Genomic DNA, 24,363 nt, shown 5'->3' on the forward strand with positions numbered 1-24,363 from the left:
CAGTACTTTCTACAATCGCCCATGTAACAAAGCTTTCGGCCCGGCCGCCCGCCTGCCCGCGCGCCGCGCCGCAAAAGCGCCGTTCTGCTGGCACGGAGTTCGCATTGCGCTAGGGCCGCCGTAAGGCAATTTCCAGTCAGCAGACTCAGACGCCAGCCGATGGCAGGAGCCGAATTTGAACGCGAACCCGTTTCTGCTCGCCCCGGGTGCCAGGTCCGCCCTGCCAAGCCTGAGCCCGCTCGATTGCTTTGCCGCGCCTTCATCGCGAGCCTTTTCCTCCAATGACGAACATGCGCAGGACTACCTGTTCGGGCCGGCCTGGCTGCCCGACGGGCGCGTGCGCTTCCGCCTGTGGGCACCCGATGCAGCCGCGCAAGGCCACGCCGTGCGGCTGGAGATCGCAGGCCTGGGGCCGGTCCATATGGCAGCGGGGCCGAATGGCTGGTTCGAGGCCATCGTGCCGTGCTGCGAAGGGGCACGCTACTGGTTCCGGCTCGACGACGGCACCACCGTGCCCGACCCGGCCTCGCGCTGGCAGGCCGACGACGTGCACGGCCCGAGCATGGTGCCGGCGCGCGACGCCGCTGCGTCGTTTGCGTGGACCTGCCCCGACTGGCGCGGCCGGCCGTGGCATGAAGCCATCATCTATGAAATGCACGCGGGCCTGTGCGGCGGCTTTGCGGGCGCCGCGCAGCAATTGCCGCGGCTGGCCGCGCTGGGCTTCACCGCCATCGAGCTGATGCCGGTGGCGGAGTTTCCCGGCGGACGCAACTGGGGCTATGACGGCGTGCTGCCGTTCGCGCCGGAGTCCAGCTATGGCACCCCGGACGAACTGCGTGCGCTGGTCGACCGGGCGCACGCGCTCGGGCTGATGGTGCTGCTGGACGTGGTCTACAACCACTTCGGGCCAGAGGGCAACTACCTGCACCGCTACGCCAGCGCCTTTTTCCGCTCGGACCGACAGACCCCGTGGGGCCCGGCCATCGATTTCCGGCGCCCGCAGGTGCGGCGCTTCTTTACCGAGAACGCGCGCTACTGGCTGGAACAGTTCCGCTTCGACGGACTGCGGCTCGACGCGGTCCACGCCATCGAGGACGAAGGCTGGCTCGCGGCGCTGCCTGCCGAATTGCGCACCATGCTGGCCGATGGCGCTGGCGCCGACCGCCACCTGCACCTGGTGCTGGAGAACGACGACAATGACGCCGCGCTGCTGGCGCAGGGCTTCGACGCGCAATGGAACGATGATGCCCACCATGCGCTGCATGTGCTGCTGACCGGCGAGGACGACGGCTACTACCGCGACTATGCCAGGCCGGCCGGCGCGGGCGCCGCGGTCGATGCGGGTGAGCGAGGCCGGCCCGCGCTGCGCCACCTCGCGCGCGTGCTGGCCGAAGGCTTCGCCTACCAGGGCGAGCCGTCGCTGCACCGTTCAGGCGGCGCCACCGCCGCCACCGCCGCCACCGCCGCCACCGTATGCCGCGGCCAGCCTAGCTCGCATTTGCCGCCTGTCGCCTTCGTCAGCTTTTTGCAGAACCACGACCAGACCGGCAACCGTGCCTTCGGCGAACGGCTGGCGGGCCTGGCCGACCCGCGTGCGCTGCGTGCCGCGGTGGCGCTGCAGCTGCTGTGCCCGCAGGTGCCGTTGGTGTTCATGGGCGAAGAGACCGGCGCGCGGGAACCCTTCCTCTACTTCACCAGCCATCCGCCGGAACTGGCCAGGGCTGTGCGCGACGGCCGCCGCCGCGAATTCGCCGCCAGTTTGGCCTTCGGCGACGATGCGCGTGCCGCCGCGATCCCCGACCCTAACGACCCGGCCACCTTCGAAGCGTCGCGGCCGTCGCTCGCGGACGACGCCGACTGGGCCCCTTACTACCGCGAGCTGCTGTCGATCCGGCGGCGCGAACTGCTGCACCGGCTGCCGGGATGCCAGTCTGCCGGCGTCGATATCCTCGGCCCCGCGGCGCTGTGCGCGCGCTGGCGCCTGGTGGACGGCATGGAACTGAGCCTGTGGCTGAACCTGGGCGACGAAGCGGCACCCGCCACCCACTCCTGCCGCGACCAGCGCACGGCGCTGCACGAGAGCGCTCCCGGCGCTGCCGCCGAACTGTCATCCGGCATGCTGCCGCCGCTGGCCTGCGTCGCCACACTGTGCGAGCCCGCCGCGGCGCGCCCCAGGTAATGCCGGCCACGGCAGCCACCGCGCCGGCAGCCGCGCGCGGCCTGCCGCACGCCACCGCCCGGCTGCAGCTGCATCCTGGCTTCACCTTCGCCGATGCCGCCGGCGTGGTCGACTACTACGCCGCGCTTGGGGTCAGCCATCTGTACCTGTCGCCGGTCTGCGAGGCCAGGCCGGGGTCCACGCACGGCTACGACGTCACCGACTTCACCCGCGTGCGCGCGGAACTGGGCGGCGAGGCGGGCCTGAAGGCGCTGGCTGCGCGCGCGCGCAGCGCCGGCCTCGGGCTGATCGTCGATATCGTGCCCAACCACATGGCGGCGGACTGCACCCACAACGGCTGGTGGCGCGACGTGCTGGCCCACGGACGCGCCAGCCTCCATGCCGGCTGCTTCGATATCGACTGGACGCCATGCGACCCGGCGCTGCAAGGCAAGGTCCTGCTGCCGATCCTTGGGCAATCGTACTGGGATGCGGTTGTCGCCGGCGAGCTGCGGTGGGTGCCGGCCAGCGGCGACCAGCCGGCCCACGTAAGCTACTTCGACCATGTGCTGCCGCTGGCGCCGGACAGCTCCGACGCAGAGGCAGAGGCGACCGCCAACGCCGGCTGGTATGACACCACCCAGCCCGCCGGACGCACCCGGCTGCACGCGCTGCTGGAACGCCAGCACTACCGGCTGGCCTGGTGGCGCACCGCGGCCGCCTCGCTGAACTGGCGCCGCTTTTTCGAGATCAGCGACCTGGTCGGCGTGCGCGAGGAAGACCCGCAGGTCTTCGACGCAGTCCATGCGCTGGTCTTCCGCCTTCTGCGCGAAGGCTGGATCGACGGCGTGCGCGTGGATCACGTCGACGGGCTGGCCGATCCCGCCGGCTACTGCCGACGCCTGCGTGCCGAGCTCGACCGTCACGCCGCCGCGCGGCCGCCGCTGCTGCCGCTGCAACGCCCGTGGCTCGTGGTCGAGAAAATCCTCGGCAGCGGCGAACGGCTGCCACCGGACTGGCAGGTCGACGGCACCACCGGCTACGACTTCATGGACGACGTGGCCGCGGTGCTGCACGACGAGGCTGGCGAAGCCGCGCTGACCGCGCTGTGGGCCATGACCAGCGGCGACGCGCGCCCGTACGCCGAGCATCTGCGCGCGGCCCGTTGCCTGGTGCTGCGGCGGCACCTCGTCACCGAATGCGACAGCGTGACCGCCCGCCTGCACGCCAGTGCACAGCAGGAGCCGGGCACGCGCGACCTCACGCCGGCGGCACTGCGGCATGCGCTGATGGCGCTGATGGCGGCCGTGCCGGTCTACCGCAGCTACTACGACGCGCAGCCGTCGGCGCGCGACGCCGCCGCCGCGCATGCCGATGACGCCATGGTCGATCAGGCGCTGCAGTCCGCGCGCGGCAGCCTGGCCCCGGACGAGGCCGTGGCACTGGCATTCATCGCCGGCTGCCTGCGCACGCAGGCAGTGCCGGACAGCGACACCGGCGTGCTGCGCCGCCGCCTGCAGCAGCTGATGCCGGCGCTGGCGGCCAAGGCCGGCGAGGACACCGCCTTCTACCGCTATGGCCGGCTGCTGTCGCGCAACGAGGTGGGCAGCGACCCGGCGCAAGTGGCCATGCCGCCGGCGCAGTTCCACGCCCGCATGGCGGCGCGCCGGCTGGCCGAACCGCATGCGATGCTTTCCACTGCCACGCATGACCACAAGCGCGGCGAGGATGCGCGCATGCGGCTGGCGGTGCTGAGCGAGCTGCCGGGCACTTTCGCCGACGCGGTCGCCGCATGGGAGCGCGACTGCGCCTCACTGGTGGCCACGCTGCCGCGCGCGCCCGACGCGGCCGACCGGCTGATGCTGTACCAGGCGCTGGTGGGGGCATGGCCGATGGAGCTGATGGACGCGATCGACCATTCCGGCGAAGCGGCGCCGCTACCTGAAGCCCTGCTGGCGCGGATTTCCGCGTGGCAGGTCAAGGCGATCCGCGAAGCCAAGCGCCATGGCAACTGGACCTGCCCCGATGCCGAATACGAAGCCGCATGCGAGGCCTTCCTGCGCGGCATCGCAGCGGCGTGGCCGCAAGGCGTGCTGGCGCAGATCGGCCGCTTCGCCCAGCGCATTGCCACCGCCGGTGCCGTCAACAGCCTGGCGCAGGTGCTGGTGCAGCTGACCGCTCCCGGCATTCCTGACCGTTACCAGGGCACCGAAGGCTGGGACCTGAGCCTGGTCGATCCGGACAACCGCCGCGCGCCGGACTACGCCCGGCTGCAGGCACGGCTGGCGTGCGGCGCGGGCTGGGCGCACTGGCTGGCGCACTGGCGCGACGGCCGGCTCAAGCAGCAACTGGTGCGCCATGTGCTCGCGGCGCGCGGCGCCGACCCGGCGCTGTTTGCCGACGGCCAGTACAGCATGCTGGCTGCACAGGGCGCGCTGGCGCAGCAGGTGCTGGCGTTTGCGCGCAGCACCGCCTCGCGCCAGGCCATCACCGTGGTCACGCGGCTGTCGGCGGCGCGGGTCGACCCGGCGGTGCCGCGCATTCCGCCGGCGTGCTGGGGCGACACCACGCTGAACCTTGGCGCGCCGCAGCCCGGCCGCTGGATCGACGCACTGACAGGCCACCGGCTCGAAGCGCCCGCCGGGCGCCTGCGGCTGCGCGATGTGCTGGGCGGTCTGCCGGTGGCACTGCTGCTGCGCGAGCCTTGAAGCGCGCGTTACAAGCGGGGCATGTGCGGAAGCGGGGCTCGCGAGGCGATCGGGGTCAGCGGCGGGCGCGGGGCGCCCGGCGCCGCATACGGCCCAGGCCGCCCATGCGGTCCATGCGGACCCTGCAGACCGTGCGGATCATGCGGGTCCGCCTGTCCATGATGGAATGGCTCGGCTCCGGCAGGCGGGTCGCGCTGCGCCTGGCTGGGCGAGGCGCTGCGGTCCTGCGGCAGGTAGGGCCGGATCACGACGGCGACGTAGTCGTCTTCCTTCGGCGTCACCACGATATAGGCCAGCCCGGACATGACCAGACCCACTTCGCCGAGTTCGGTGGCAATGCGCGCCACGATAAAGCGCTGCAGCAGCATTGGGTTGACGCTGTCGTCGATCGCAAGCGCAGCAGTGCAGATCGTCAGGAAGCAGCGCTCGACTTCGCGGCAGACCACCACCACTTCATCGAGCGCATAGCCGGAACGGCTCGCACGCACCAGCACCGAAACGCCGGAACTCGGCGCGGCGCGGTGCCAGCCAGGCTTGATCTTGAAACTGGGCAGCGTCAAACCCGAGCCCGTGTCCTGCGCGACTGTATTAAAGCGCTGGGCGAAGTCCAGTGGGGTGATCGCGAGCAGCTGGCGTTCGACCGGCGCCGAAGAAACCGACACTGACGAAGCCAGGATGACGGTGGACAGGATGCTGGCGAAATTCATTTCTACCCTCGCAACAGGATGTGCCGCTCCCCCCGGCCGGCTGCGCTGAGGGCCCGTCGGCACGCGGCAAACGGGGCCGCCGCGGCGTGGGGCCGGCGTGGCGGGTTGTGCTCGGCGGCACATGCCGTACGCCAGTTTTGGCCAGCATTGCTTTCACTATAGACAGGTCCGCACGCAAGCACACGACGGTACGCAAGCGGCGCGCCACTGGTCCGTGTGCCTGCGCGGCGGGCGGCCCCGGCGACACCATTCACGCTCGCCGCGAGACGCATGCACTTTCTGCAGCTACTGTAAAAAGTACGGCGCCCACCGTGGGCGAAGCGCCGCCGGAAGGTCCGCCACGCTGCGGCGCAAGGCGCACAACGGCTACAACGTGCACTTGGGGACGGCGGGAACGGAGCTTGCAGGTCTGGGAGCGGGTGCGGGCAACGTTGCGCAGCCCGTCGCTCATGCAGTACGGTGCGCCCTACAGTAGGACAGGAGGATCGCCATGAATTTACGTACTCGCTCCCGCATTCGCCGCCTGGCGCTGCCGCTGGCGGTACTGGCCATGGTAGTTGCGCCGGGAGTGTCCGCCGGTCCCGCCGATGCCCCGGCGGCCCCATCCTCGACGGGCCGCACCGCCGCGCCGCGCGACACCGAGATCGCCAACGACCGCGCCATTACCTCGGAAGTCCGTGCACGCCTGGCGAACGCCCGCACGCTCGACCCGGCGAAGATCCGCGTGTCGACCATGGACGGCGTCGTCAAGCTCGAAGGCTCGGTGCGAGACGACAAGCAGCGCGTCATGGCCATGGAGCTGGCGCGCTCGGTACGCGGCGTGACCGCGGTATCCGACGAACTGCGTGCCGGTACGGATTAACGCTGATACCGCCATGAATTGCCCTGGAGACACCATGAGTACCCATCGCCAACCCGACCATGACACCACCCGGCGCCGCAGCGAGCCGCGGCCTGACCCGCACAAGGGCGGACCCGACACCGAACACGAGCGCGGCAAGCCGGGACGCGACCGCCGCCACGACGTCGAGCGCGAGCACGACATTCCCGACGAGAACGGCGAGCCGCCTTCGGTCAGGCGCCGCGGCGGCAACCCGGAGGAAAGCGAACCCCCGGTGGAGAACACCTGAGCGCTGCCGCGAGGTCACACCGGATCGCGCGGGAAAGACCCAAGGAGAGAGCATGAGCAAGACCGTACGTACCGGCGCCCGCGACGGGGACCGTGTCGGCAGCACCAGCGGCACGCGGCGCGACGGCGCGCAAGCTTCCGCCGGCGGCGGCCGCCCGCGCGACAAGACCGCGACAGGCGCCGCGCGCTCGCAGGCCGGCAATATCCCCAGCACGCTGGATCCGGATCTCGAGCAAGAGACCAACGATATCGAGAGCGAGATCGAGCAGCGCGACGAAGACGCGCACATGCCGCCGGAAGACGAAATCCCGGAAGAAGAGATTGCCGACGAAGTGGTACGCGCGGCCGAAGGACTTCCGGCCGAGGTGCCGGTCGACAAGGCCGACCGCACCGACGATCGCGACGAGCACCCGCCGCACCCGTCCCGGCGCAACGAGGACTGAAGCGCAGGCCAACAAAAAGGGCGGCGGCGCAGGTTCGCTGCGTCGCCGCCCTTCCCCGCGGCCCTCGACCCTCTCCCGCGCTCTCGCGCGTTCTCCCGTCCTTATTCCGAAGCCAGCAACCCGTAGCGCTGCACGCGGATGTGGTTGATCACGTCCTGCACGCCAAACACGCGCTCCGCAATTTCCTCGATATCGTACTTGGTGTGGCGATCGTTGACCTTGCCCTCCAGCGTCACCACGCCTTCCTGCACGCGGACTTCAACGTCGCTGACATCGAGCTCGTCATCGCGCGCCAGCCGGTTGCAGACCTCATCGTGGATGCGGTCGTCATCGCGCCGGTAGTTGCGTGGGCCGGCGCGACGGCGTTGCAAGCTGGCGTCCCACTCGTCGCCGATGTCGCCGTAGTCGCCATACCCGCGTGCCTCGCGCTCATAGCGCTCGTCCTGCCAGCGGTAGCCATAGCGTTCCGGCTCGTCATAGCCGCCACCATAGCCGCGATAGCCTCCACCGCGGTCATCGCGCGCGTAGCGGCCGCGGCCCGCGCCCGCTGGGCTGCGCCGCGACCATTCGTCCTCGTAGCGGCCGTCGTCACCCCCGCTGCCGGCATAAGTGCGCTCGGCCGGCCAGCGCCATTCTTCGACGTACAGCCCATACCACTCTTCGTCCCCTGGCGTCACGTCCTGGGTCTGGTCGCGCGGCAGCCGCTCTGCGGCATTGCCGTAGCGACCACCGCTGAGTTCCCGCTGGCGCCGGTTGCGCGACTGAGCCGGAATGCCGCTGTAGCCCTGCTCGTTGCCCCCATACTGCTTGTCGGGGCGCCTGCGCAAGTAGTTGTCGTCGCTCTGTCTCATCATCGTGCTCCTATGTTTTCCCTGTGTTTGCCGATGCTTCGGTACGGATTTCCGGGTCCGCGGCGGCGGATGAGGCTTCTGCCAGCGGCACCTCGAAGCAGGCCAGCAACGGCAGGTGGTCCGAGGCAACGCGCGCCAGCGGCGAGCGGTGGCTGGCCACCGACACCAGTTGCGCGCGCGGCGAAACCCAGATCCGGTCCAGCGCGAATATCGGCATGCGCGAGGGAAACGTCGCCGTGTGCGGGGTGTGTTCGAAATATGCGTGCAGCCAGCGCAGCGGACGTCCCCACAAGAACCACTCGTTGACGTCGCCCAGCAGGATGGTGGGCAATGGCGGCGCCGCGGCCACGTAGTTCAGCAGTTGCTGCACCTGATGGCGCCGTTCGCCGGGGCGCAGGCCCAGGTGCGTGGCAATGACGCGCAGCGCGCTGGCGTGCCCCGATGCGGTACAGGCAAGCGTAACGTCGATCGCGCCACGCGCCTCGCAGCCCTTCACCGTGAGGTCGAGCTGGTTGACCGCCTGCGGCGCGAAACGCGTCAGCAACGCATTGCCAAAATCCGCATTGCCGCGCACGCGGGTAAAGCCCGACACCACGTGCATGCCGGTGTGCCCCGCCAGGTATTCGAGCGTGTGGTCGTTGCTGCTGCCCGACTCGACTTCCTGCAGCGCGACGATATCGGCGCCGAGTTCTTCCAGCACGGCGGCGATCCGGTCGGGCCGGTAGCGGCGATCGGTGCCGACGGCACGATGGATGTTGTAGCTGACCACCGTCATGCGCGCGAGGCCGGCAGAGTGCACGGGGCCGCAGTGCAGGGCCTGACTGGCATCCGGCACGCTCAGCTGGTCGTTGGCCGCTTGCGCGCTGTGAAGTCCGCGCGCTTGCGCAGGAATTACAAGAGGCGGTAAGTCCGGTTGCATTCGCATTTTGCCGCGGCCTCCCGACTGGAAAGGCTGGAAAGGCTGGAAAGGCCGTTGCCCGTGCGCCGGCATGATGCCGCGCACGTGGCAAGCGGCCGTTGCGAAAATTGCCTTGTCAGGCGCTCGACATCAGGCACCGTCCAGGAACTGGCTGCGCGGGCCAAGACGGCGGCCCAGTTCCGGGCTGACCCAGCGCGTCCCTTCCATGTATGGATCAGGCGTGCGCTGCATGGGCTGGCTGACCATGCCAGGCTGCGCCGGCACGGTAGAGGGCTGGGCCTCGGGCGCGGGCGCGAGGTCCTGGCGCGTAGGAGCGTTGGCGCCCTGCGTGTAGGGATCGAACTTGTCTGTGCTGCGCGCGCCCTGCGAATAAGGGTCATAGCTGCCGCGCGGCGTGCCGGGCGTCATCTGCGCCATGGCGGGAATCGCGGCGGCGGCGAGCGCGACGGCGGCGAGGAGTCGGCTGGGTCGGATATGCTTCATGGTTACCTCCGTTCAGGGCGCGATGTGCGCGCCAGTAACCATGAGCAAGCGAAAGCCGTGCCCGTGCCGTGTGGCCCGCGCTACGCCCTTCGCTTGCGGCAAGCGGCTCAGGCCATGCTGAGCTTGCCCCGCGCGCCGGCCTGCTGCGTGCCGGCCTTGCCACGCGCCAGCACCGGCACCAGGGCCGCGCCGGTATGGCTGGCCTGGATCCGCGCCAGCGACTCCGGATCGGCTGCGCCGACGATGGTGCCGCCGCCCGCGCCGCCTTCCGGTCCCAGGTCGATGATCCAGTCGGCCTCGGCGATCACGTCGAGGTCATGCTCGATCACCACCACGCTGTGGCCGCCGTCGGTCAGGCGGTGCAGCACGCGGATCAGGCGCGCCACATCGGCCATGTGCAGGCCGACAGTCGGCTCGTCCAGCACGTACAGCGTATGCGGGGCCTTCTGGCCGCGGCGCGTGATGTCGTCGCGCACCTTGCTCAGCTCGGTGACCAGCTTGATGCGCTGCGCCTCGCCGCCGGACAGCGTCGGCGACGGCTGGCCCAGCGTCAGGTAGCCCAGCCCCACGTCCTTCATCAGCTGCAGCGGGTGCGCAATATTGGACATCGACGCAAAAAATTCCACCGCTTCGTCGATCTCCATGGTCAGCACGTCGCCGATGTTCTTGCCGCGCCAGGTGACAGCAAGCGTCTCGGGATTGAAGCGCTGACCGTGGCAGACGTCGCATGGCACTTTCACGTCCGGCAAGAAGCTCATGCCGATGGTGCGCACGCCCTGCCCTTCGCACGCGGGGCAGCGGCCATCGCCGGTGTTGAACGAGAAGCGCGACGCGGTATAGCCGCGCGCACGCGCCTCCAGCGTATCGGCGAACAACCGGCGGATCGTGTCCCATACGCCGATATACGTGGCCGGGCACGAACGCGGGGTCTTGCCGATGGGGGTCTGGTCGACTTCGAGCACGCGGTCGATCGGTTCCCAGCCGGTGATGGCGTCGCAGCCATACCAGTCGTGATCGACCTTGAGCGGCTTCCTTGCCACCGACTTGCCCGCCTTAGCCTCCTTGGCCTCTTCCTTCGCCGCATTGCGCGCGCGGCGCGTGGCCGGCGACGACAGCACCGAACGGCCCACCGCGTCGAGCAGGTTGGTCATCAGCACGTCGCGCGCCAGCGTCGACTTGCCCGAGCCCGACACGCCGGTGATCGCCACCAGCCGCGACAGCGGGATGCGCGCGGTGACGTTGCGCAGGTTATGCAGCGAAGCGCCGTGCACGGACAGCCATTCAGCCGGATCAGCCGGCTTGCCGGCCGCGCCCGGCTGCACCGGGCGGCGCGCCTGCAGCGGGTGGATGATCGGCTGCGCCAGGAACTGGCCGGTGGTGGAAGCCGGCGCCGCGGCAAGCTCGGCCACGCCGCCCTGGGCCACCAGCGTGCCGCCGCGCTTGCCCGCGCCGGGCCCGATGTCGATGATGTGGTCGGCGCGGCGGATGGTGTCTTCGTCATGCTCGACCACCACCAGCGTGTTGCCCTTGTCGCCCAGCTTGCGCAGCGCGTCGAGCAGGATCTGGTTGTCGCGCGGGTGCAGGCCGATGGTGGGCTCGTCCAGCACGTAGCACACGCCCTGCAGATTGCTGCCGAGCTGCGCCGCGAGGCGGATGCGCTGGGCTTCGCCGCCGGACAGGCTCGGCGCGGCGCGGTCCAGGCTCAGGTAACCCAGGCCCACTTCTTCCAGGAACTGCAGCCGGCTGCCGATCTCGCTGACCACGTCGCGCGCGATCTCGGCGTCGCGGCCGGCCAGGCGCAGGCCGTCGACCCAGCGGCGGGTATCGGACACGGTCCATTGCGCCACGTCGACGATAGCCTGCGTGTCGAACGTGACCGCGCGCGCCACCGGGTTCAGACGCGTGCCGTGGCAGTCGGGGCATGGCGCTTCGCCCACGCCTTCCGGTTCCAGCTCCTCCGACGGCAGGCTCTGCTCGCGGCCGCGGTTGTCGTCGGCCAGCACGGTATCGTCGAACGCCGCGCGCTGCTCGCGCGTCAGCGCCAGGCCGGTGCCGACGCAGCTGCCGCACCAGCCGTGCTTGCTGTTGTACGAGAACATGCGCGGATCGAGTTCCGGATAGCTGGTGCCGCACTCAGGGCAGGCGCGCTTGGTCGAGAACACCTTGACCTCGCCCACGTGCGCGGTGCCGCCGTTGGTCATGGCATGGTCCAGCCCATCGAGCGGCGCCAGCAGGTGCATCACGCCCTTGCCCGCTTCCAGGGCCTGCGCCAGCAGTGCGCGCAGCGGCTGCTCGTTCTCGGGCGTGATGACCAGGTCGCCGACCGGCAGTTCGATGGTGTGCTCGCGGAACCGGTCCAGGCGCGGCCACGGATCGACCGGCAGGAACTCGCCATCGACACGCAGGTGCGTATTGCCGCGCGCCTTGGCCCATTTGGCCAGGTCGGTATAGACGCCCTTGCGGTTGACCACCAGCGGCGCCAGGAAACCGACGTGCTGGCCGCGATGGTCGCGCAGCAGCTGCGCGGCGATCGATTCCGGGCTCTGCGACGTCACCGGCGCGCCGTCATGCACGCAGTGCTGGATGCCCAGCTTGACGTATAGCAGGCGCAGGAAGTGCCAGACTTCCGAGGTGGTCGCCACCGTGCTCTTGCGGCCGCCGCGCGACAGGCGCTGCTCGATCGCGACGGTGGGCGGGATGCCGTAGACCGCATCGACCTCGGGTCGGCCCGCCGGCTGCACGATCGAGCGCGCATAGGCGTTGAGCGATTCCAGGTAGCGCCGCTGGCCTTCGTGGAACAGGATGTCGAACGCCAGCGTCGACTTGCCCGAGCCGGACACCCCGGTGACCACGTTGAACTTGCCGTGCGGGATATCGACGTTGAGCGACTTCAGGTTGTGCTCGTGCGCGTTGACGATGCGCACCACGTCCTCGCCCTCGACCTCGCGGCGCGCGCGGCGCGCCTGCAAAACCGCCTGCAGCGGCACGCCCTCGGACTCGGCGCCGGCGGCACGTTCCGCGGCAAGCGCGCCGGCTTCGCCAAGCGCGGCGTCATAGTGTTTCAGCGCCTGGCCGGTATGCGAGCCGGCGCAGCCCTTCACGTCTTCGGGCGTGCCGGTGCAGACCACACGGCCGCCGGCATCGCCGCCTTCGGGGCCCAGGTCGATCAGCCAGTCGGCGGCGCGGATCACGTCGAGGTTGTGCTCGATCACGATCAGCGAATGGCCGCTGTCGAGCAGCTTGCCGAAGGCCAGCATCAGCTTGGCGATATCGTCGAAGTGCAAACCCGTGGTCGGCTCGTCGAACATGAACAGGCGGCGCGGCAGCGTGCTGGCGCGCGTGCGCGACGGCGTGGCCTGCGCGGCTTCGGCAAGGAAACCCGCCAGCTTCAGGCGCTGCGCCTCGCCGCCCGACAGCGTCGGCACGGGCTGGCCCAGCTTCATGTATTCGAGGCCGACATCGACAATGGGCTGGAGCACGCGCAGCACCGCGGCATCGCCGGCGAAATACGACGCCGCTTCGCTGACGGTCAGTTCCAGCACGTCGGCAATGCTGAGCGCGCGCGGCGGCTGCCCGGCGATGGCGCGCTCGATCTTCACCTCCAGCACTTCGGGGCGATAGCGGGTGCCGTCGCAATCCGGGCAGCGCAGGTAGACGTCGCTGAGGAACTGCATTTCGACGTGCTCGAAGCCCGAGCCGCCGCAGGTCGGGCAGCGCCCGTCGCCGGAATTGAAGCTGAACGTGCCCGCGGTATAGCTGCGCTGCAGCGCCATCGGCGCCTTGGCAAAGATCTTGCGGATCTCGTCGAATGCGCCCACATAGCTGGCCGGGTTGGAGCGCGCGGTCTTGCCGATCGGCGACTGGTCGACGAATACCACGTCATCGACCCGTTCCGCGCCGGCCAGCTTGCGGTACGCCCCCGGCGATTCCGTCGCCTTGCCGAAATGCCGCGCCATCGCCGGATACAGCACGTCCTGCAGCAGCGTGGACTTGCCCGAGCCGGACACGCCGGTCACGCACACCAGCCGCTGCAGCGGGATCTCGACGGTGACGTCCTGCAGGTTGTGTTCGGTCGCGCCTTCCAGCACGATGCGCGGCAGCGCGTCGTCGACGGGGCGGCGTTGCCAGTGCGAGGCATCGGCCACGCGGCGGCGCCCGCCGAGGTAAGCGCCGGTCAGCGTGTCGGCATTGCGGATATCGGATGGCGTGCCGTCGAACATGATATTGCCGCCGCGCTCGCCGGGGCCGGGGCCCATGTCGATCAGGCGGTCCGCGGCAAGCATCACCGAAGGGTCGTGCTCGACCACCACCAGCGTGTTGCCCGCGTCGCGCAGCCGGTGCATGGCCTCGACGATGCGGTTGAGGTCGCGCGGGTGCAGGCCGATGCTGGGCTCGTCCAGCACGAACAGCGTGTTGACCAGCGAGGTGCCTAACGCAGTGGTCAGGTTGATCCGCTGCACTTCGCCGCCGGAGAGCGTGCGGCTCTGGCGGTCCAGCGTCAGGTAGCCAAGACCGACGTCGCACAGGTACTTGAGCCGCGTGCGCACTTCGGCCAGCAGCAGCTTGAGGGCGTCGTCCAGCATCGCGCTGGGCAACGTCAGCGCATCGAAGAAGCGGCGGATGCGATCGATCGGCAAAAGCATCAGGTCGTGTAAGGTCAGGCCCGGCAACGCTTCGAGCTGGGTGCGGTTCCAGTCCACCCCGCGCGGCAGGAAACGGCGTCCGGCTGCCAGCACGACGTCGGCATTGTCCTTCGAGCCCAGGCGCCACAGCAGCGATTCGGTCTTCAGGCGCGCGCCGCCGCAGGTTTCGCACGGGGTGTAGCTGCGGTACTTGGACAGCAGCACCCGGATGTGCATCTTGTACGCCTTCGACTCCAGGTAGCTGAAGAACCGCATCACGCCGTACCACTGCTTGTTCCACTGGCCGTTCCAGTCGGGCGAGCCATGGACGACCCAGTGGCGCTCGGCCTCGGTCATGTCGGCCCAGGGCGTGTCGCGCGGGATGCCGGCCTTGCCGGCGTAGCGCATCAGGTCGTCCTGGCACTCTTTCCAGGCCGGGGTCTGCATCGGCTTGATCGCGCCTTCGCGCAGCGACTTGCGCGCGTCGGGAATGACCAGCCCGAGGTCGACCCCGATCACGCGGCCAAAGCCCCGGCAGGTTTCGCAGGCGCCGTAGGCGGAGTTGAACGAGAACAGCGCGGGTTGGGGATCGGCATAGCGCAGGTCGCTCTCCGGGCTATGCAGGCCGGTGGAGAAGCGCCACACGGGGCCTTCGTCGCCATCGGCCAGCACGTAGATGTTGACGCGTCCGCCGCCGCGCTTGAGCGAGGCTTCGATCGCCTCCACCACGCGCACCTTTTCGGCATTGCCGATGCGGAAACGGTCGGCCACCACGTCCAGCAGCTTGCGCGCCCCGCTGGGCGACTGCATCACGCGCTGCGCCTGCACGCGCGTGTAGCCGCTGACGGAGAGCCACTGCTGTACCTCTTCCTCGGTCGTCGATTCCGGCAGTTCCACCGGGAACGTCACCACCAGCCGCGCATCGTGGTGCGGCTGCCCTTGCGCCGTGCGCGCCAGCAGTTCGCCGTAGATCGTCTCCGGCGAATCATGGCGCACCGGCAGCGCGGTCTGCTTGTCGAACAGCTCCGCCGCGCGCGCATACAGCAGCTTCAGGTGGTCGTTCAGCTCGGTCATCGTGCCAACCGTCGAGCGCGAACTGCGCACCGGGTTGGTCTGGTCGATGGCGATCGCTGGCGGCACGCCGTCGACGCGCTCGACCTGCGGGCGATCCATCCGGTCCAGGAACTGGCGCGCGTAGGCGCTGAAGGTCTCGACGTAGCGGCGCTGGCCCTCGGCATAGAGCGTGTCGAACACCAGGCTCGACTTGCCCGAGCCGGACGGCCCGGTCACCACGGTCATCTCGCCGGGGCGCAGGTCGAGGTCGACATCCTTGAGGTTGTGCTGGCGGGCGCCGCGAATGCGAATCAGCTGCTTGCTCGACACGATTTTTTCTTTCGGATCAATGCGTTAAGGGAGGGACAGGCGTGGACGGCGGGTGGCGATGGGTCAGGCGGGCCTGGAGCAAACCACCATAGCACAGCGCCTGCGCAGGTCCGCGAAGGCCTGGCCCATACACTGTACATCCATACAGTGTAACAGTTTCGAAAAGGATTCGTATCGGTCTGGATGACGCCGTTGTGTAGGAAACCGGAATTAACCGGACTACGTGCGCTTTTGTTGGATCAGAAATCCGGAATTGGCTGGATTGCCGCGCAGCCCGATGTGGGCGAGGCTCTCCAAGGTGAGGGTCATTTTCGACCCCGTCTGTGTTTCGGATGAATGTGAATTTGTTGCGGTTTGCGCGGAGCGAGGGCTGAAGTCGACGTGCTTAGCAGCCGCGTCCCCGGTCAGGCCTCACTCTTAATCTACGAGGCAGGCGAAGCTTCATCATGAAGCCGGGCTACGTCGGCACCTGGCGCAACCTTGAGACCGTGCGCAAGGTGTGGGTCACAGCCTGACGGACGTTGAGTTTCAGCACGGACTCCATAGTGACGCACGGCGCCAAATTTCATGCGCCAGTGCGTCACCTCATCACTCCCAATCTGGCTTTCCGGTTGCGATAATACTCACTGGATATCCGCGTTGGTCAAGTGGCTTGCGCAATACGATCCGGCTGGAAAAGTTCTCGATCCCGATATCATCTTTCAACAGCCGCTCCATGAGCGCCTGAAAATAGGCGATATTAGGCGCCACGACTTTCAGAAGGTAATCGTAACCGCCACTGACGTTGTAGCATTCGACGATTTCTTGGTACTTGCCAGCCCCTGCTTCGAATTTACGGAAATCGTGAGGCCGATGGCTGCTGATAGTCACCTCGGAAAACACGATTACGTGGCTGCCCAGCTTCTCCAGTGCGACCTCCGCGCGGTAGCCACGGATCACGCCGATTTCCTGAAGCCGTTTCGTACGGAGGAGACATGGGCTCTCACTGAGGCCAATGGCACCGGCCAGATCGACATTCGAACAGCGTCCCTCGCGCTGAAGATGCACAAGAATCTTGATGTCAAACTGGTCGAGGGAAGCTGAAGATCGCATGAGTCGATACTACCATCAGTGTCGGTCCCGGTTACCTCGGTTTTGCCGATTGCACTGCGGTTAGCGCTTCGTCGAGCGTTTCGATCACGATGCCGGCTTGTTCCGCTGACAGCACCAGTGGCGGTCGAATCTTGAGCACGTTGTGCCCCATCGCACAGGCGCTGAGCAAGACGCCCTTGTCACGCATTCGATTGACTACCCGGGTGGTGAGCTCGCGATCGGGCGTTCGCGATGCGCGGTCCGAGACAAGTTCCACGCCGACGAACAGGCCCACGCCACGCACGTCACCAATGGCCTCGTGCCGGGTGGCAAGATCGGCGATGCCGTTGCGCAGGATATTCCCGACCCTGGCGGCATGCTGCACCAGGCCTTCTTTCTCGATCGTATCCAATACCGCCAGCGCAGCCGCGCACGATACGGTATTGCCGGCGAACGTGTTGAAGTATCTTGAGTTTTTGCCGAATTCTGCCAGCGCGTCAGCGGTGGCCAGCAGTCCCGCGACAGGTTGTCCATTGCCCATCGGCTTGCCGAGGGTGACGATGTCGGGGATGACACCGTGACGCTGAAAACCCCACATATGCTCGCCCGTCCGGCCGAAGCCGGGCTGGACCTCGTCGGCGATGAAAAGGCCGCCAGCCCGCTTGATCGCGTCGACCGCGCCTTTCAAAAAGCCCGCTGGTCCAGGAAGGATGCCGTCGCTGGTGAACAGGGAATCGACAAGCAGTGCCGCAGGCTTGATGCCGTGACGCCGAAGATCGGCGATCGCCGCCTCGACATCGCGCGTGAAGCGCTCGGAGAGGTCAGCACCCTCAGCATGATAGAGACGCGGTGCCGGGACCAGGCGAACGTGGGCGCCGAGATCGACTGTCACGCCGAGTGATGGCGAGAATTGCGACACTGCGTCGGTGAAGCCATGATAGGCAGTTTCGGTCACGATCACGCCCCTGCCACCGGTGCGGACCTTGGCGATGCGATAGGCAAGGTCGTTTGCCTCGCTGCCCGTGCAGGTCAACATGAGATGTGCAAGGTTGGTCTCAGGCACGCTCGCGAGCAGGCGTTCGGCCAGTTCAAGAATCGTGTCGTGCAGATAGCGGGTGTTGGTCGCGAGGGTCTGCACTTGCCTGCATATCGCCTCGGTCACCGCCGGGTGACAATGCCCAAGTGACGCGACGTTGCTGTAAACGTCGAGGTAACGGCGACCTTCCGGATCGATCAGCCACACGCCTTCGCCGCGCACGATGTGAAGCGGATGTTCGTACATCAGCCGATATGCCGGGCCGAGCAATGCATCGCGCCGATCGATCATCGCCGCAGTGACAGGTCCCACGTTGGCACGTCCGGGGATATAGGCGTTGACCATGTTGAGGTCAGTGGTACTTTTCATTCACTTATCCTTTTCGTACTTCGGTTAGTAGTCGGTCGCGGGCCTCATTGCGGGAGAGATCGGCCATCTGAGACAGCGCTTCCCATGCTGCGGGATTGTGGCGCATGATGTAGGCCCGGTTCTCGGGGTAGCGGGCAGCGCGCCATTCCGAAATCAGCGCTGTGATCAGGTGGCGCGTCGCCATGAGATCGGTGACGATGTCCTGCTCGATTTCGCTAAGCGGCAGCGTCGCGTGATAGGCTCCGACGAACTGCGCTGGCCCGTCGAACGGATCGGCGTTGCCAGTCATATGAAAGGCCGCCGCTGTAGCCACCTCGCCGACCAGCGGCGCATACAGCATGTCGCCGAAGTCGATAATCCCCAGAATGCGTTCATGATCGTCGGGTGCGACCAGAACGTTGTAGAAGTGGTAGTCGTTGTGGATTACCTGCGCCCTCACCGCGGCGAGACGCGGCAGGACATGGTCGGTGAAGCGCGTCATGAACGACTCAGCGAGCGCGCGACGCGGGGCGTCCACGATGCCATCTAGCTTGGCTGTCAGCCGGTGCGCTGCGGAAACATTCCAGAGCAGATTGTGCATCGCGGAAGGATGCGTGAAATCGCGCAACGCGAGGTTTAAATTGGCGAGCACTGTCCCCATTGCCCGACGCTGCGCGGCGGTCCGGGGGGTCTCCCGGATCTGGACGCCGTCGAGATAGGTAAGCATCCGCACGGTGGTTTGAAGCCCGCCGGCTAATGCCACAGTGTCGCGCGTACGTCCGCTAAGCGTCCGCACGACTCGCGGCACTGGCTGGTCGGGCGAGACGCGGGCGATGTGGTTGAGCGCAGCGATCTGGAAGTCGACCACCGAAACTGGCTCCGATGGATTGCTGATCTTGACAACGTACCGAGCGCCGTCCGCCGTCTCTATGCAACAATTCTGGTCTCGTTCACCTGCCAGTGATTTGACGCTGCCATCGATACCGTAGAGACGGCTGACCAAGGCTCCCACTTCGTCTAGAACAAGGCTGGGCGCCGCTGTGCTCAACGCCGCTGCCGCAATCGGACGATTCTCCGGCATCATGCGTCTCATTTCATCGTCGCGGTCGGAAGCAGGCATTCAAGTCCAAGTAAACCGGGAAGTTGGCGAACATCGGTCAACCTGTTGACACCATAGCTGTCGGAGGTGGGCTCGTGACCTCGATCGATGAACGCCTTGGCCATGAATCCCAGATCGGACGCCGTCATCAGGTCATAACGAAAGCTCGACGAGACGTGCATCATCTGGTCTGGTCCGCAGCCGAGCTGATCGAACATATATTCGAACACTTGAGCCCGCGGTTTGTAGGCGCGTGCTTCCTCGGCGGTGTAAACAGCGTGGAAGGGTGCCTTGAGGTGCGCGACGCTATGTGGAATCAAATCGACCATCGAGTTTGAGAGGATCACCAGCGGGATGTGTGGAGCGATTGCCTCAAGCACCTCAACGACGTTCGGATGGGGCTGCCAGGTCGGGACCGCGTCGTACAATGCGACCGCATCAGATGAACGATATTCAACGCCGTGTGCCTTGCACGCCCGTTGAATGGAGTTTTCAACAACGTCAAAGAAAGGTTTCCACTCACCTAATACTTCGTCGAGGCGGTAAAATCGAAAGCTGTCAAGAAATGCCTTCATCCGATCAGTCGGAACGCGATCTTCGAAAATCTTTTTTGCTGTCGGGCCCATTTCGAAGTTAATGAGCGTTCCGTAACAATCGAAGCTGATGAATTTCGGTTTGCATATCATTTGGTTAATTTCCTACAGGTGGACGAATACAAACAATTTTATGGATATCAGTGCTATGGAGATGCTTTATTGCCGCGAGACTCAAGCAGTTTCCACTTGAATCTGAAGCATGCCTGGCATTTCCTGCGTCGTCCGTTGAGGTCGAACTTTGTCGGGGCATGATCGTCCGACTCCCTGTTGTGGCGATAGCCTAGGATTGTGTCCCCAGGCGTGGTGTATGGGATGTGACTCTCTAGGGATTGCGTCCCCGATCTGTAATGAAGGCGACAGCACGTTTCTACTTCAGCGGGACGCTGGTGGGCAGCATCATCGCGACGGTCATCACGGTCCAGCCGGCAACAAAAAGTAATACAGAGCACACTTTAGCCACAAGAGACTCGGGCGTAATGGACGTAGTGAACGTAGGGCGACTCTCCCCAGTACGTCGCCGTGGCATCGCCCTATTAGTGAGCCAGATACTTATGTCATCCGGCGCAGACTACTTTGAGATTCTCCCAGACTATCGGGACACGCTCTGGTAGAGGTAGGCCAGCGATTTCGCGAGGGATGGGTTGGAAAGCGAAGAAATGTGCTTAAAATGGCGCCTGCGGAGCAGTCCAGCTAATTCGCGCTTCTTTGCACTGCAGTCCAGTTAATTTGATTCCAAGACGGCCGAGCGTGGCCGAGCGGTGACGGAATTAACTGTTAAGTTATTGATTTTTCGGAAAACGCAGTGCAGCCAATTCCGGTTCTTCACAGTTGTGCAGCAAACCCGAATTGGCTGGACTACGTACCGTCTAGCCGGACGAGAAATCCGGAAGTCGCTGAACTGGCGTCCATGGCGCAAAAAATCCTATTCGTTCCCCTCGGGATCGCCGCGCATCATCACGTTCGCTTGGCGGCGCAAGATCGGGACGAATTTCGTGGGTTTCCGCTGCGCGCCTGGCCGGCGTGCCGGGCGCTTTTTTCCTACCCCGGAAGAGTAATGGCGATGCGCGCGACGCGATCCTATATTGGCCCCGGGTGCGCGGCGCGCTGGCCTGCCGCGGCACCGTTGCACGGATGGCGGGAGACCTCATCGCGCGCCGCCACGTTCCTCCCATCCGTCAAATCCGTCAAACAAGCACAACGGCGGCTGAGTGTTGCAGGGGTGAGTTCCCGTTGCTTCATGACCTTCCTGAATGTCCAAATCCGAGGGGTAACACCATGAATGCTCCAACCGTCAGTGCATACGACTTTTCCTCGCCCGGCGCTGTGCAGGTCAATGCCGGCGCCCCGGGCATCATCCTGGGCGCCAGCACGGTCCACGTGCTGGCCTGGGTCTATGTGAACAGCACAGGTCTGCCCGATAACCAGAAGGTGTTCTCGCTGGGCCAGTCGCTGGTTCTTGGCATCGGCACCGCGGGCAACGACGCGCCGCTGCTCTATCCAGAGGTGTGGGACAACGCCGGCAACCACTACACCTTCGTGGCCGGAGAGATCCCGACTGACCAGTGGAGCCTGGTTGAAATGATCTGGACGCAAGGGCAGAGCCTGGCCGGCTGTGTCAACGGCGTACAGGTCCAGTCGGTGCCGGTATCCGGCAATCCGCTGCAGGCACCCAATGGCAACGGTACCTCCTACATCGGCGCGTTCTGGGACGGCGAGTCGTTCCCGTTCTCAGGCATGGTGCAGTCCGTGCTGCTGACCAACGGCGCCGACTACACCGCCACGCAGGGCTTTGCCGTGCAGCCGCCTCAAGCCATCAGCAACTGGGGCCCCAGCGGCGCCGTGCTGATCGGCGGCGCCAGCGTCGTCGCGCTCGATTTGCCGCCGTCGACCCCTTACGCGGCTTCCAGCCAGCCCCCTTCGCCTACCTACGTCAATGAGCCGATGCCTGGCAGCGTGGCCGCCAACGCGCCGTTCAGCATGGTCGTTCCCGGTGACAGCAGCACCTATACCATCCTCACCGTCAACCAGGCATGGGTGCAGCTATGCGAGCTCACCGGTCAGCCCGGCGTCAATACCGGCTATGAAGTCGACGTGACCACCGGCGTCAGTGTGTCCGACAGTGAAACGCAAACGCTGGGCGTGAGCCTGGGATTGGAATCGGGGTTCGATATCGGGCTGTTCAGCGCCAAGGTGAACCTGACGCTGTCATACTCCGATTCGTTCACCGAGGAACTGTCGATCACTGAGCAGACTACGATCGGCAAGCACTTCGAGATCGACAACCCGGTCCAGACCACCACTGGCGTTTGGTGGCAGGCGGTGCCGACGCTGACCACGTTCCAGGTGGTCAATAACGCGAACACACTTGGCGCCAGCGTCACCGATCCGCTGCCGGATATCGCCGCCACCGTGTATCCGCCGTCGAGCCAGGGCACGCTGAAGACGCTGGGCGCTCCGCTGACCGGCAAGACACCCGAGCAGCCATCGTTGCGCACGTAGCGCACGTAGCGCACCACGCGGTCAGGCGGCTGGCCGTTCAGCGGCCGCCTCCCGCAGCGTCCATAGCGGCGGCAGTTGCCCGACCGGCGGCACGGTGTGGGCGATTGCGCTCACCGCGTGCCGCCCTTCCACACCGGTCTTGTCGTAGATGACGCGCGCATGGACTTTTACGGTTTCGACGCTGACGCCAAGGATGGCCGCGATGTCTTCGTTCGACTTGCCCTGCGCCAGCCAGCCGCAGACCTCAAGCTGGCGCGGCGTCAGCGCCGGAAACGCGAGCCGCAGCCGCTGCGCGGGCCCGAGACGGGCGACGGTGCGCTGCTGCGCTTGGCGGTAGCAGCGCAACACATGGGGACGCAGCGCCTGCAGGCGCTCCCGATCGCCGTCGCTGAACGGCGGGCTGCCCGCTACGCGCAGGCCGGCCACCGTGACCACATACCCATCGTGCTGCATCACCACCGCCATCACCCGGTGCAGCCGTGACGGCAACCAGACCTCGCGCGCGACCGGTAGCGCCATGAACTCGTCATGGCTGAACACATCGGATTCGCGCAGCGCGCGTTCGCCAAAGAACGCCGGGTCGTATTCCCAAAATGGATGGCCCTGCACGCGCCTGCCGGCGAAAGCCTGCGCCCATGCGGCGCGCATGCCGGGGTCGCCTTGCTCTGACAACAGCGCGCGGCACTCCCCGCTGGCCTGGTGCAGTTCGGTATAGCCAGACAGGTCGCAGCCGGTCAGCGCCGCTACGCTTTCGAACAGAAGCGCCGGCAGTTCATGCAGGTCGGGCTCGTGCTCGTATAACCGGATCACTTCATCCCGGAATGCCTGCTGCTTGTGGTCCTCGGACTTCAGGGCGCTAGGTGGGGGACGCATCCTGGCCTTTCGCCTGCGCGGAGCAGGTCATGGCAATGGAAGGAAACGGCGATGTCGATTGTAGCGTTGCGAAGCCGCTTTGCGTATATGGCGCTCAACGTCCGGTGTTCGGCCGAAGAGCGGACGCCCGACTCCAATAAAGTCAGACCGGCAACGACAGGCGCGCAATTTCGGCGAAATACCTTGCACCGATGGTCAGCACGTCGTCGTTGAAATCATATCGATTGTTGTGCAGCGGCACGCCGCCCGGCGTCCCCGATTCGCCGTTACCGATGAAGACAAAGGCGCCCGGCACGGCTTGCAGGAATGCGCCGAAGTCTTCGGAAATCATCATCGGGTCGACGGAACCGTTGACGCGATCTTCACCGACAATATTCCGCGCCGCTTCAAGCGCGACCGGCACGCATTGCTCCCAGTTCACCGTCGGCGCGAACTCGTGCGTGTACGCGAAGGTGCAGGCTGCTCCGTGCATGCGGCAGATGCCTTCACTGATTTCCCGCATCCGCGTTTCGAGCAATGACTGCACCGCCGGCGTGTAGCTGCGCGTGTCACCCTTGATGATGACGTTCGTTGGAATCGCGTTGCGAATGCCGTCGGTGATGAACTCGGTGCAGGAAATCACCGCCGGAAGGCTGGGATCCAGATTCCGAGAAACAATAGTCTGCAGCGCCAGGACGATTTCCGCGCCAATCATGATGGGATCGATACCCATATGCGGCCTGGCCGCATGCGTGCCCTGCCCCTTCACATGAATGACGAAATTGTCTTCGCTGGCCATGATGCCGCCCGCCCGGGTTGCGATGTTGCCGGCCGGGAGCCCCGGCATATTGTGCGCCCCATAAATGGCGTCGATCGGGAATCGCTCGAACAGGCCATCCTGCATCATCGCCTTGGCGCCGCGGCCATGCTCCTCCGCCGGCTGGAAGATGAAGCGCACCGTGCCATTGAAGTCCCGTCGATCCGCGAGCAGCTTGGCGGCCCCAAGAATCATCGCCATATGGCCGTCGTGCCCGCATGCGTGCATCTTCCCTTCGGTCTGCGAGGCATGAGACCGGTCCGGCGCTTTCTCGTGGATCGCCAGGGCATCCATGTCGGCACGCAGGCCGATGACGCCCCGTCCGTCCCCGACGCGCAGGCTCGCTACCAGGCCGGTACCGCCGATGCCGCGATGAACCTCCATCCCCATGCCGGACAGCAGCTTCGCCACGAAATCCGACGTCCTCACTTCTTCGAAGCCGGTTTCCGGGTGGCGATGCAGTTCGTGACGCCAGGAACTGAGCAGGTCGCGAAGTTCGATGTCAGCGTTCATGTGAATCCTTGGAATAGCAGGGGCGCAGCCCGGATCTTACGAGCGGCCCGCTGCAAAATTCGGGCGTACTGGCGCTCCAAAATGAAACATCGTTGCGTTGATGTGCCTAAAATTCCGCGAAGCACCCGC

The 24,363-nt window shown here is 66.2% G+C and carries 17 protein-coding genes; 6 read left to right on the plus strand and 11 right to left on the minus strand.

What is annotated here, in order from left to right; translation table 11 throughout:
* Window positions 1-175 precede the first annotated feature (175 nt).
* Both treZ and treY read left to right on the plus strand, forming a co-directional pair.
* Entirely contained in the window at window positions 176-2,179 is a 2,004-nt protein-coding gene (gene treZ / locus J8I82_RS06450; RefSeq protein ID WP_209755476.1) for a malto-oligosyltrehalose trehalohydrolase, read from the plus strand.
* On the plus strand, window positions 2,179-4,866 hold the full coding sequence (gene treY, locus J8I82_RS06455; protein ID WP_209755478.1) for a malto-oligosyltrehalose synthase: 2,688 nt from the start codon (window positions 2,179-2,181) through the stop codon (window positions 4,864-4,866). Before treZ ends, treY begins: the two co-directional genes overlap by 1 nt.
* Window positions 4,867-4,874: 8 nt before the next feature.
* Here the strand turns inward: treY and J8I82_RS06460 are convergent, their stop codons facing one another.
* On the minus strand, window positions 4,875-5,573 hold the full coding sequence (locus J8I82_RS06460) for a malto-oligosyltrehalose synthase (RefSeq protein ID WP_431831528.1): 699 nt from the start codon (window positions 5,571-5,573) through the stop codon (window positions 4,875-4,877).
* A gap of 490 nt (window positions 5,574-6,063) precedes the next feature.
* On the opposite strand from J8I82_RS06460, the gene J8I82_RS06465 reads away from it, so the two are divergent.
* The 3 genes from J8I82_RS06465 to J8I82_RS06475 are packed head-to-tail and all read left to right on the plus strand — an operon-like array spanning window position 6,064 to window position 7,145.
* Window positions 6,064-6,435, plus strand: a complete 372-nt coding sequence (locus J8I82_RS06465; protein WP_209755481.1) for a BON domain-containing protein — start codon at window positions 6,064-6,066, stop codon at window positions 6,433-6,435.
* 34 nt (window positions 6,436-6,469) lie between these two features.
* Window positions 6,470-6,703: a hypothetical protein gene (locus J8I82_RS06470; RefSeq protein ID WP_029049949.1), complete on the plus strand. Its 234-nt coding sequence runs from the start codon at window positions 6,470-6,472 to the stop codon at window positions 6,701-6,703.
* A gap of 52 nt (window positions 6,704-6,755) precedes the next feature.
* Window positions 6,756-7,145, plus strand: a complete 390-nt coding sequence (locus J8I82_RS06475; RefSeq protein ID WP_209755483.1) for a hypothetical protein — start codon at window positions 6,756-6,758, stop codon at window positions 7,143-7,145.
* A 101-nt stretch (window positions 7,146-7,246) separates the two neighbouring features.
* On the opposite strand, the gene J8I82_RS06480 is transcribed toward J8I82_RS06475, so the two are convergent.
* The 8 genes from J8I82_RS06480 to J8I82_RS06515 form a co-directional block, all read right to left on the minus strand.
* On the minus strand, window positions 7,247-7,999 hold the full coding sequence (locus J8I82_RS06480; protein ID WP_245179473.1) for a BON domain-containing protein: 753 nt from the start codon (window positions 7,997-7,999) through the stop codon (window positions 7,247-7,249).
* Window positions 8,000-8,006: 7 nt separating this feature from the next.
* On the minus strand, window positions 8,007-8,921 hold the full coding sequence (locus J8I82_RS06485; RefSeq protein WP_209755484.1) for an endonuclease/exonuclease/phosphatase family protein: 915 nt from the start codon (window positions 8,919-8,921) through the stop codon (window positions 8,007-8,009).
* Window positions 8,922-9,044: 123 nt separating this feature from the next.
* Window positions 9,045-9,398 (minus strand): endonuclease, encoded by a 354-nt coding sequence (locus J8I82_RS06490; protein ID WP_209755486.1) that lies wholly within the window; start codon window positions 9,396-9,398, stop codon window positions 9,045-9,047.
* 107 nt (window positions 9,399-9,505) lie between these two features.
* Window positions 9,506-15,403, minus strand: coding sequence for an excinuclease ABC subunit UvrA (gene uvrA, locus J8I82_RS06495; protein WP_209755488.1), 5,898 nt, complete (start codon window positions 15,401-15,403; stop codon window positions 9,506-9,508).
* Between the two features lie 588 nt (window positions 15,404-15,991).
* Window positions 15,992-16,495, minus strand: a complete 504-nt coding sequence (locus J8I82_RS06500) for an Lrp/AsnC family transcriptional regulator (protein ID WP_209755490.1) — start codon at window positions 16,493-16,495, stop codon at window positions 15,992-15,994.
* 31 nt (window positions 16,496-16,526) lie between these two features.
* Window positions 16,527-17,879, minus strand: coding sequence for an aspartate aminotransferase family protein (locus tag J8I82_RS06505; RefSeq protein ID WP_209755492.1), 1,353 nt, complete (start codon window positions 17,877-17,879; stop codon window positions 16,527-16,529).
* A gap of 4 nt (window positions 17,880-17,883) precedes the next feature.
* Window positions 17,884-18,978 carry a phosphotransferase gene (locus J8I82_RS06510; protein ID WP_231942403.1) on the minus strand — a complete coding sequence of 365 codons (1,095 nt, stop codon included), beginning with the start codon at window positions 18,976-18,978 and terminating at the stop codon, window positions 17,884-17,886.
* Window positions 18,948-19,643 carry a haloacid dehalogenase type II gene (locus J8I82_RS06515; protein ID WP_209755494.1) on the minus strand — a complete coding sequence of 232 codons (696 nt, stop codon included), beginning with the start codon at window positions 19,641-19,643 and terminating at the stop codon, window positions 18,948-18,950. The genes J8I82_RS06510 and J8I82_RS06515 overlap by 31 nt, the downstream gene beginning before the upstream one ends.
* A 1,185-nt stretch (window positions 19,644-20,828) precedes the next feature.
* On the opposite strand from J8I82_RS06515, the gene J8I82_RS06520 reads away from it, so the two are divergent.
* Window positions 20,829-22,052 (plus strand): LamG-like jellyroll fold domain-containing protein, encoded by a 1,224-nt coding sequence (locus J8I82_RS06520; protein WP_209755497.1) that lies wholly within the window; start codon window positions 20,829-20,831, stop codon window positions 22,050-22,052.
* 21 nt (window positions 22,053-22,073) lie between these two features.
* Here the strand turns inward: J8I82_RS06520 and J8I82_RS06525 are convergent, their stop codons facing one another.
* The gene (locus tag J8I82_RS06525) at window positions 22,074-22,925 is read right to left on the minus strand and encodes a helix-turn-helix transcriptional regulator (RefSeq protein WP_209755499.1); all 852 of its coding nucleotides are present in this window, start codon (window positions 22,923-22,925) and stop codon (window positions 22,074-22,076) included.
* A 142-nt stretch (window positions 22,926-23,067) separates the two neighbouring features.
* On the minus strand, window positions 23,068-24,234 hold the full coding sequence (locus J8I82_RS06530; protein ID WP_209755501.1) for a M20 aminoacylase family protein: 1,167 nt from the start codon (window positions 24,232-24,234) through the stop codon (window positions 23,068-23,070).
* Between the last annotated feature and the right edge of the window lie 129 nt (window positions 24,235-24,363).

It is taken from the genome of Cupriavidus consociatus, assembly GCF_017814975.1.
Taxonomy (GTDB): domain Bacteria; phylum Pseudomonadota; class Gammaproteobacteria; order Burkholderiales; family Burkholderiaceae; genus Cupriavidus; species Cupriavidus consociatus.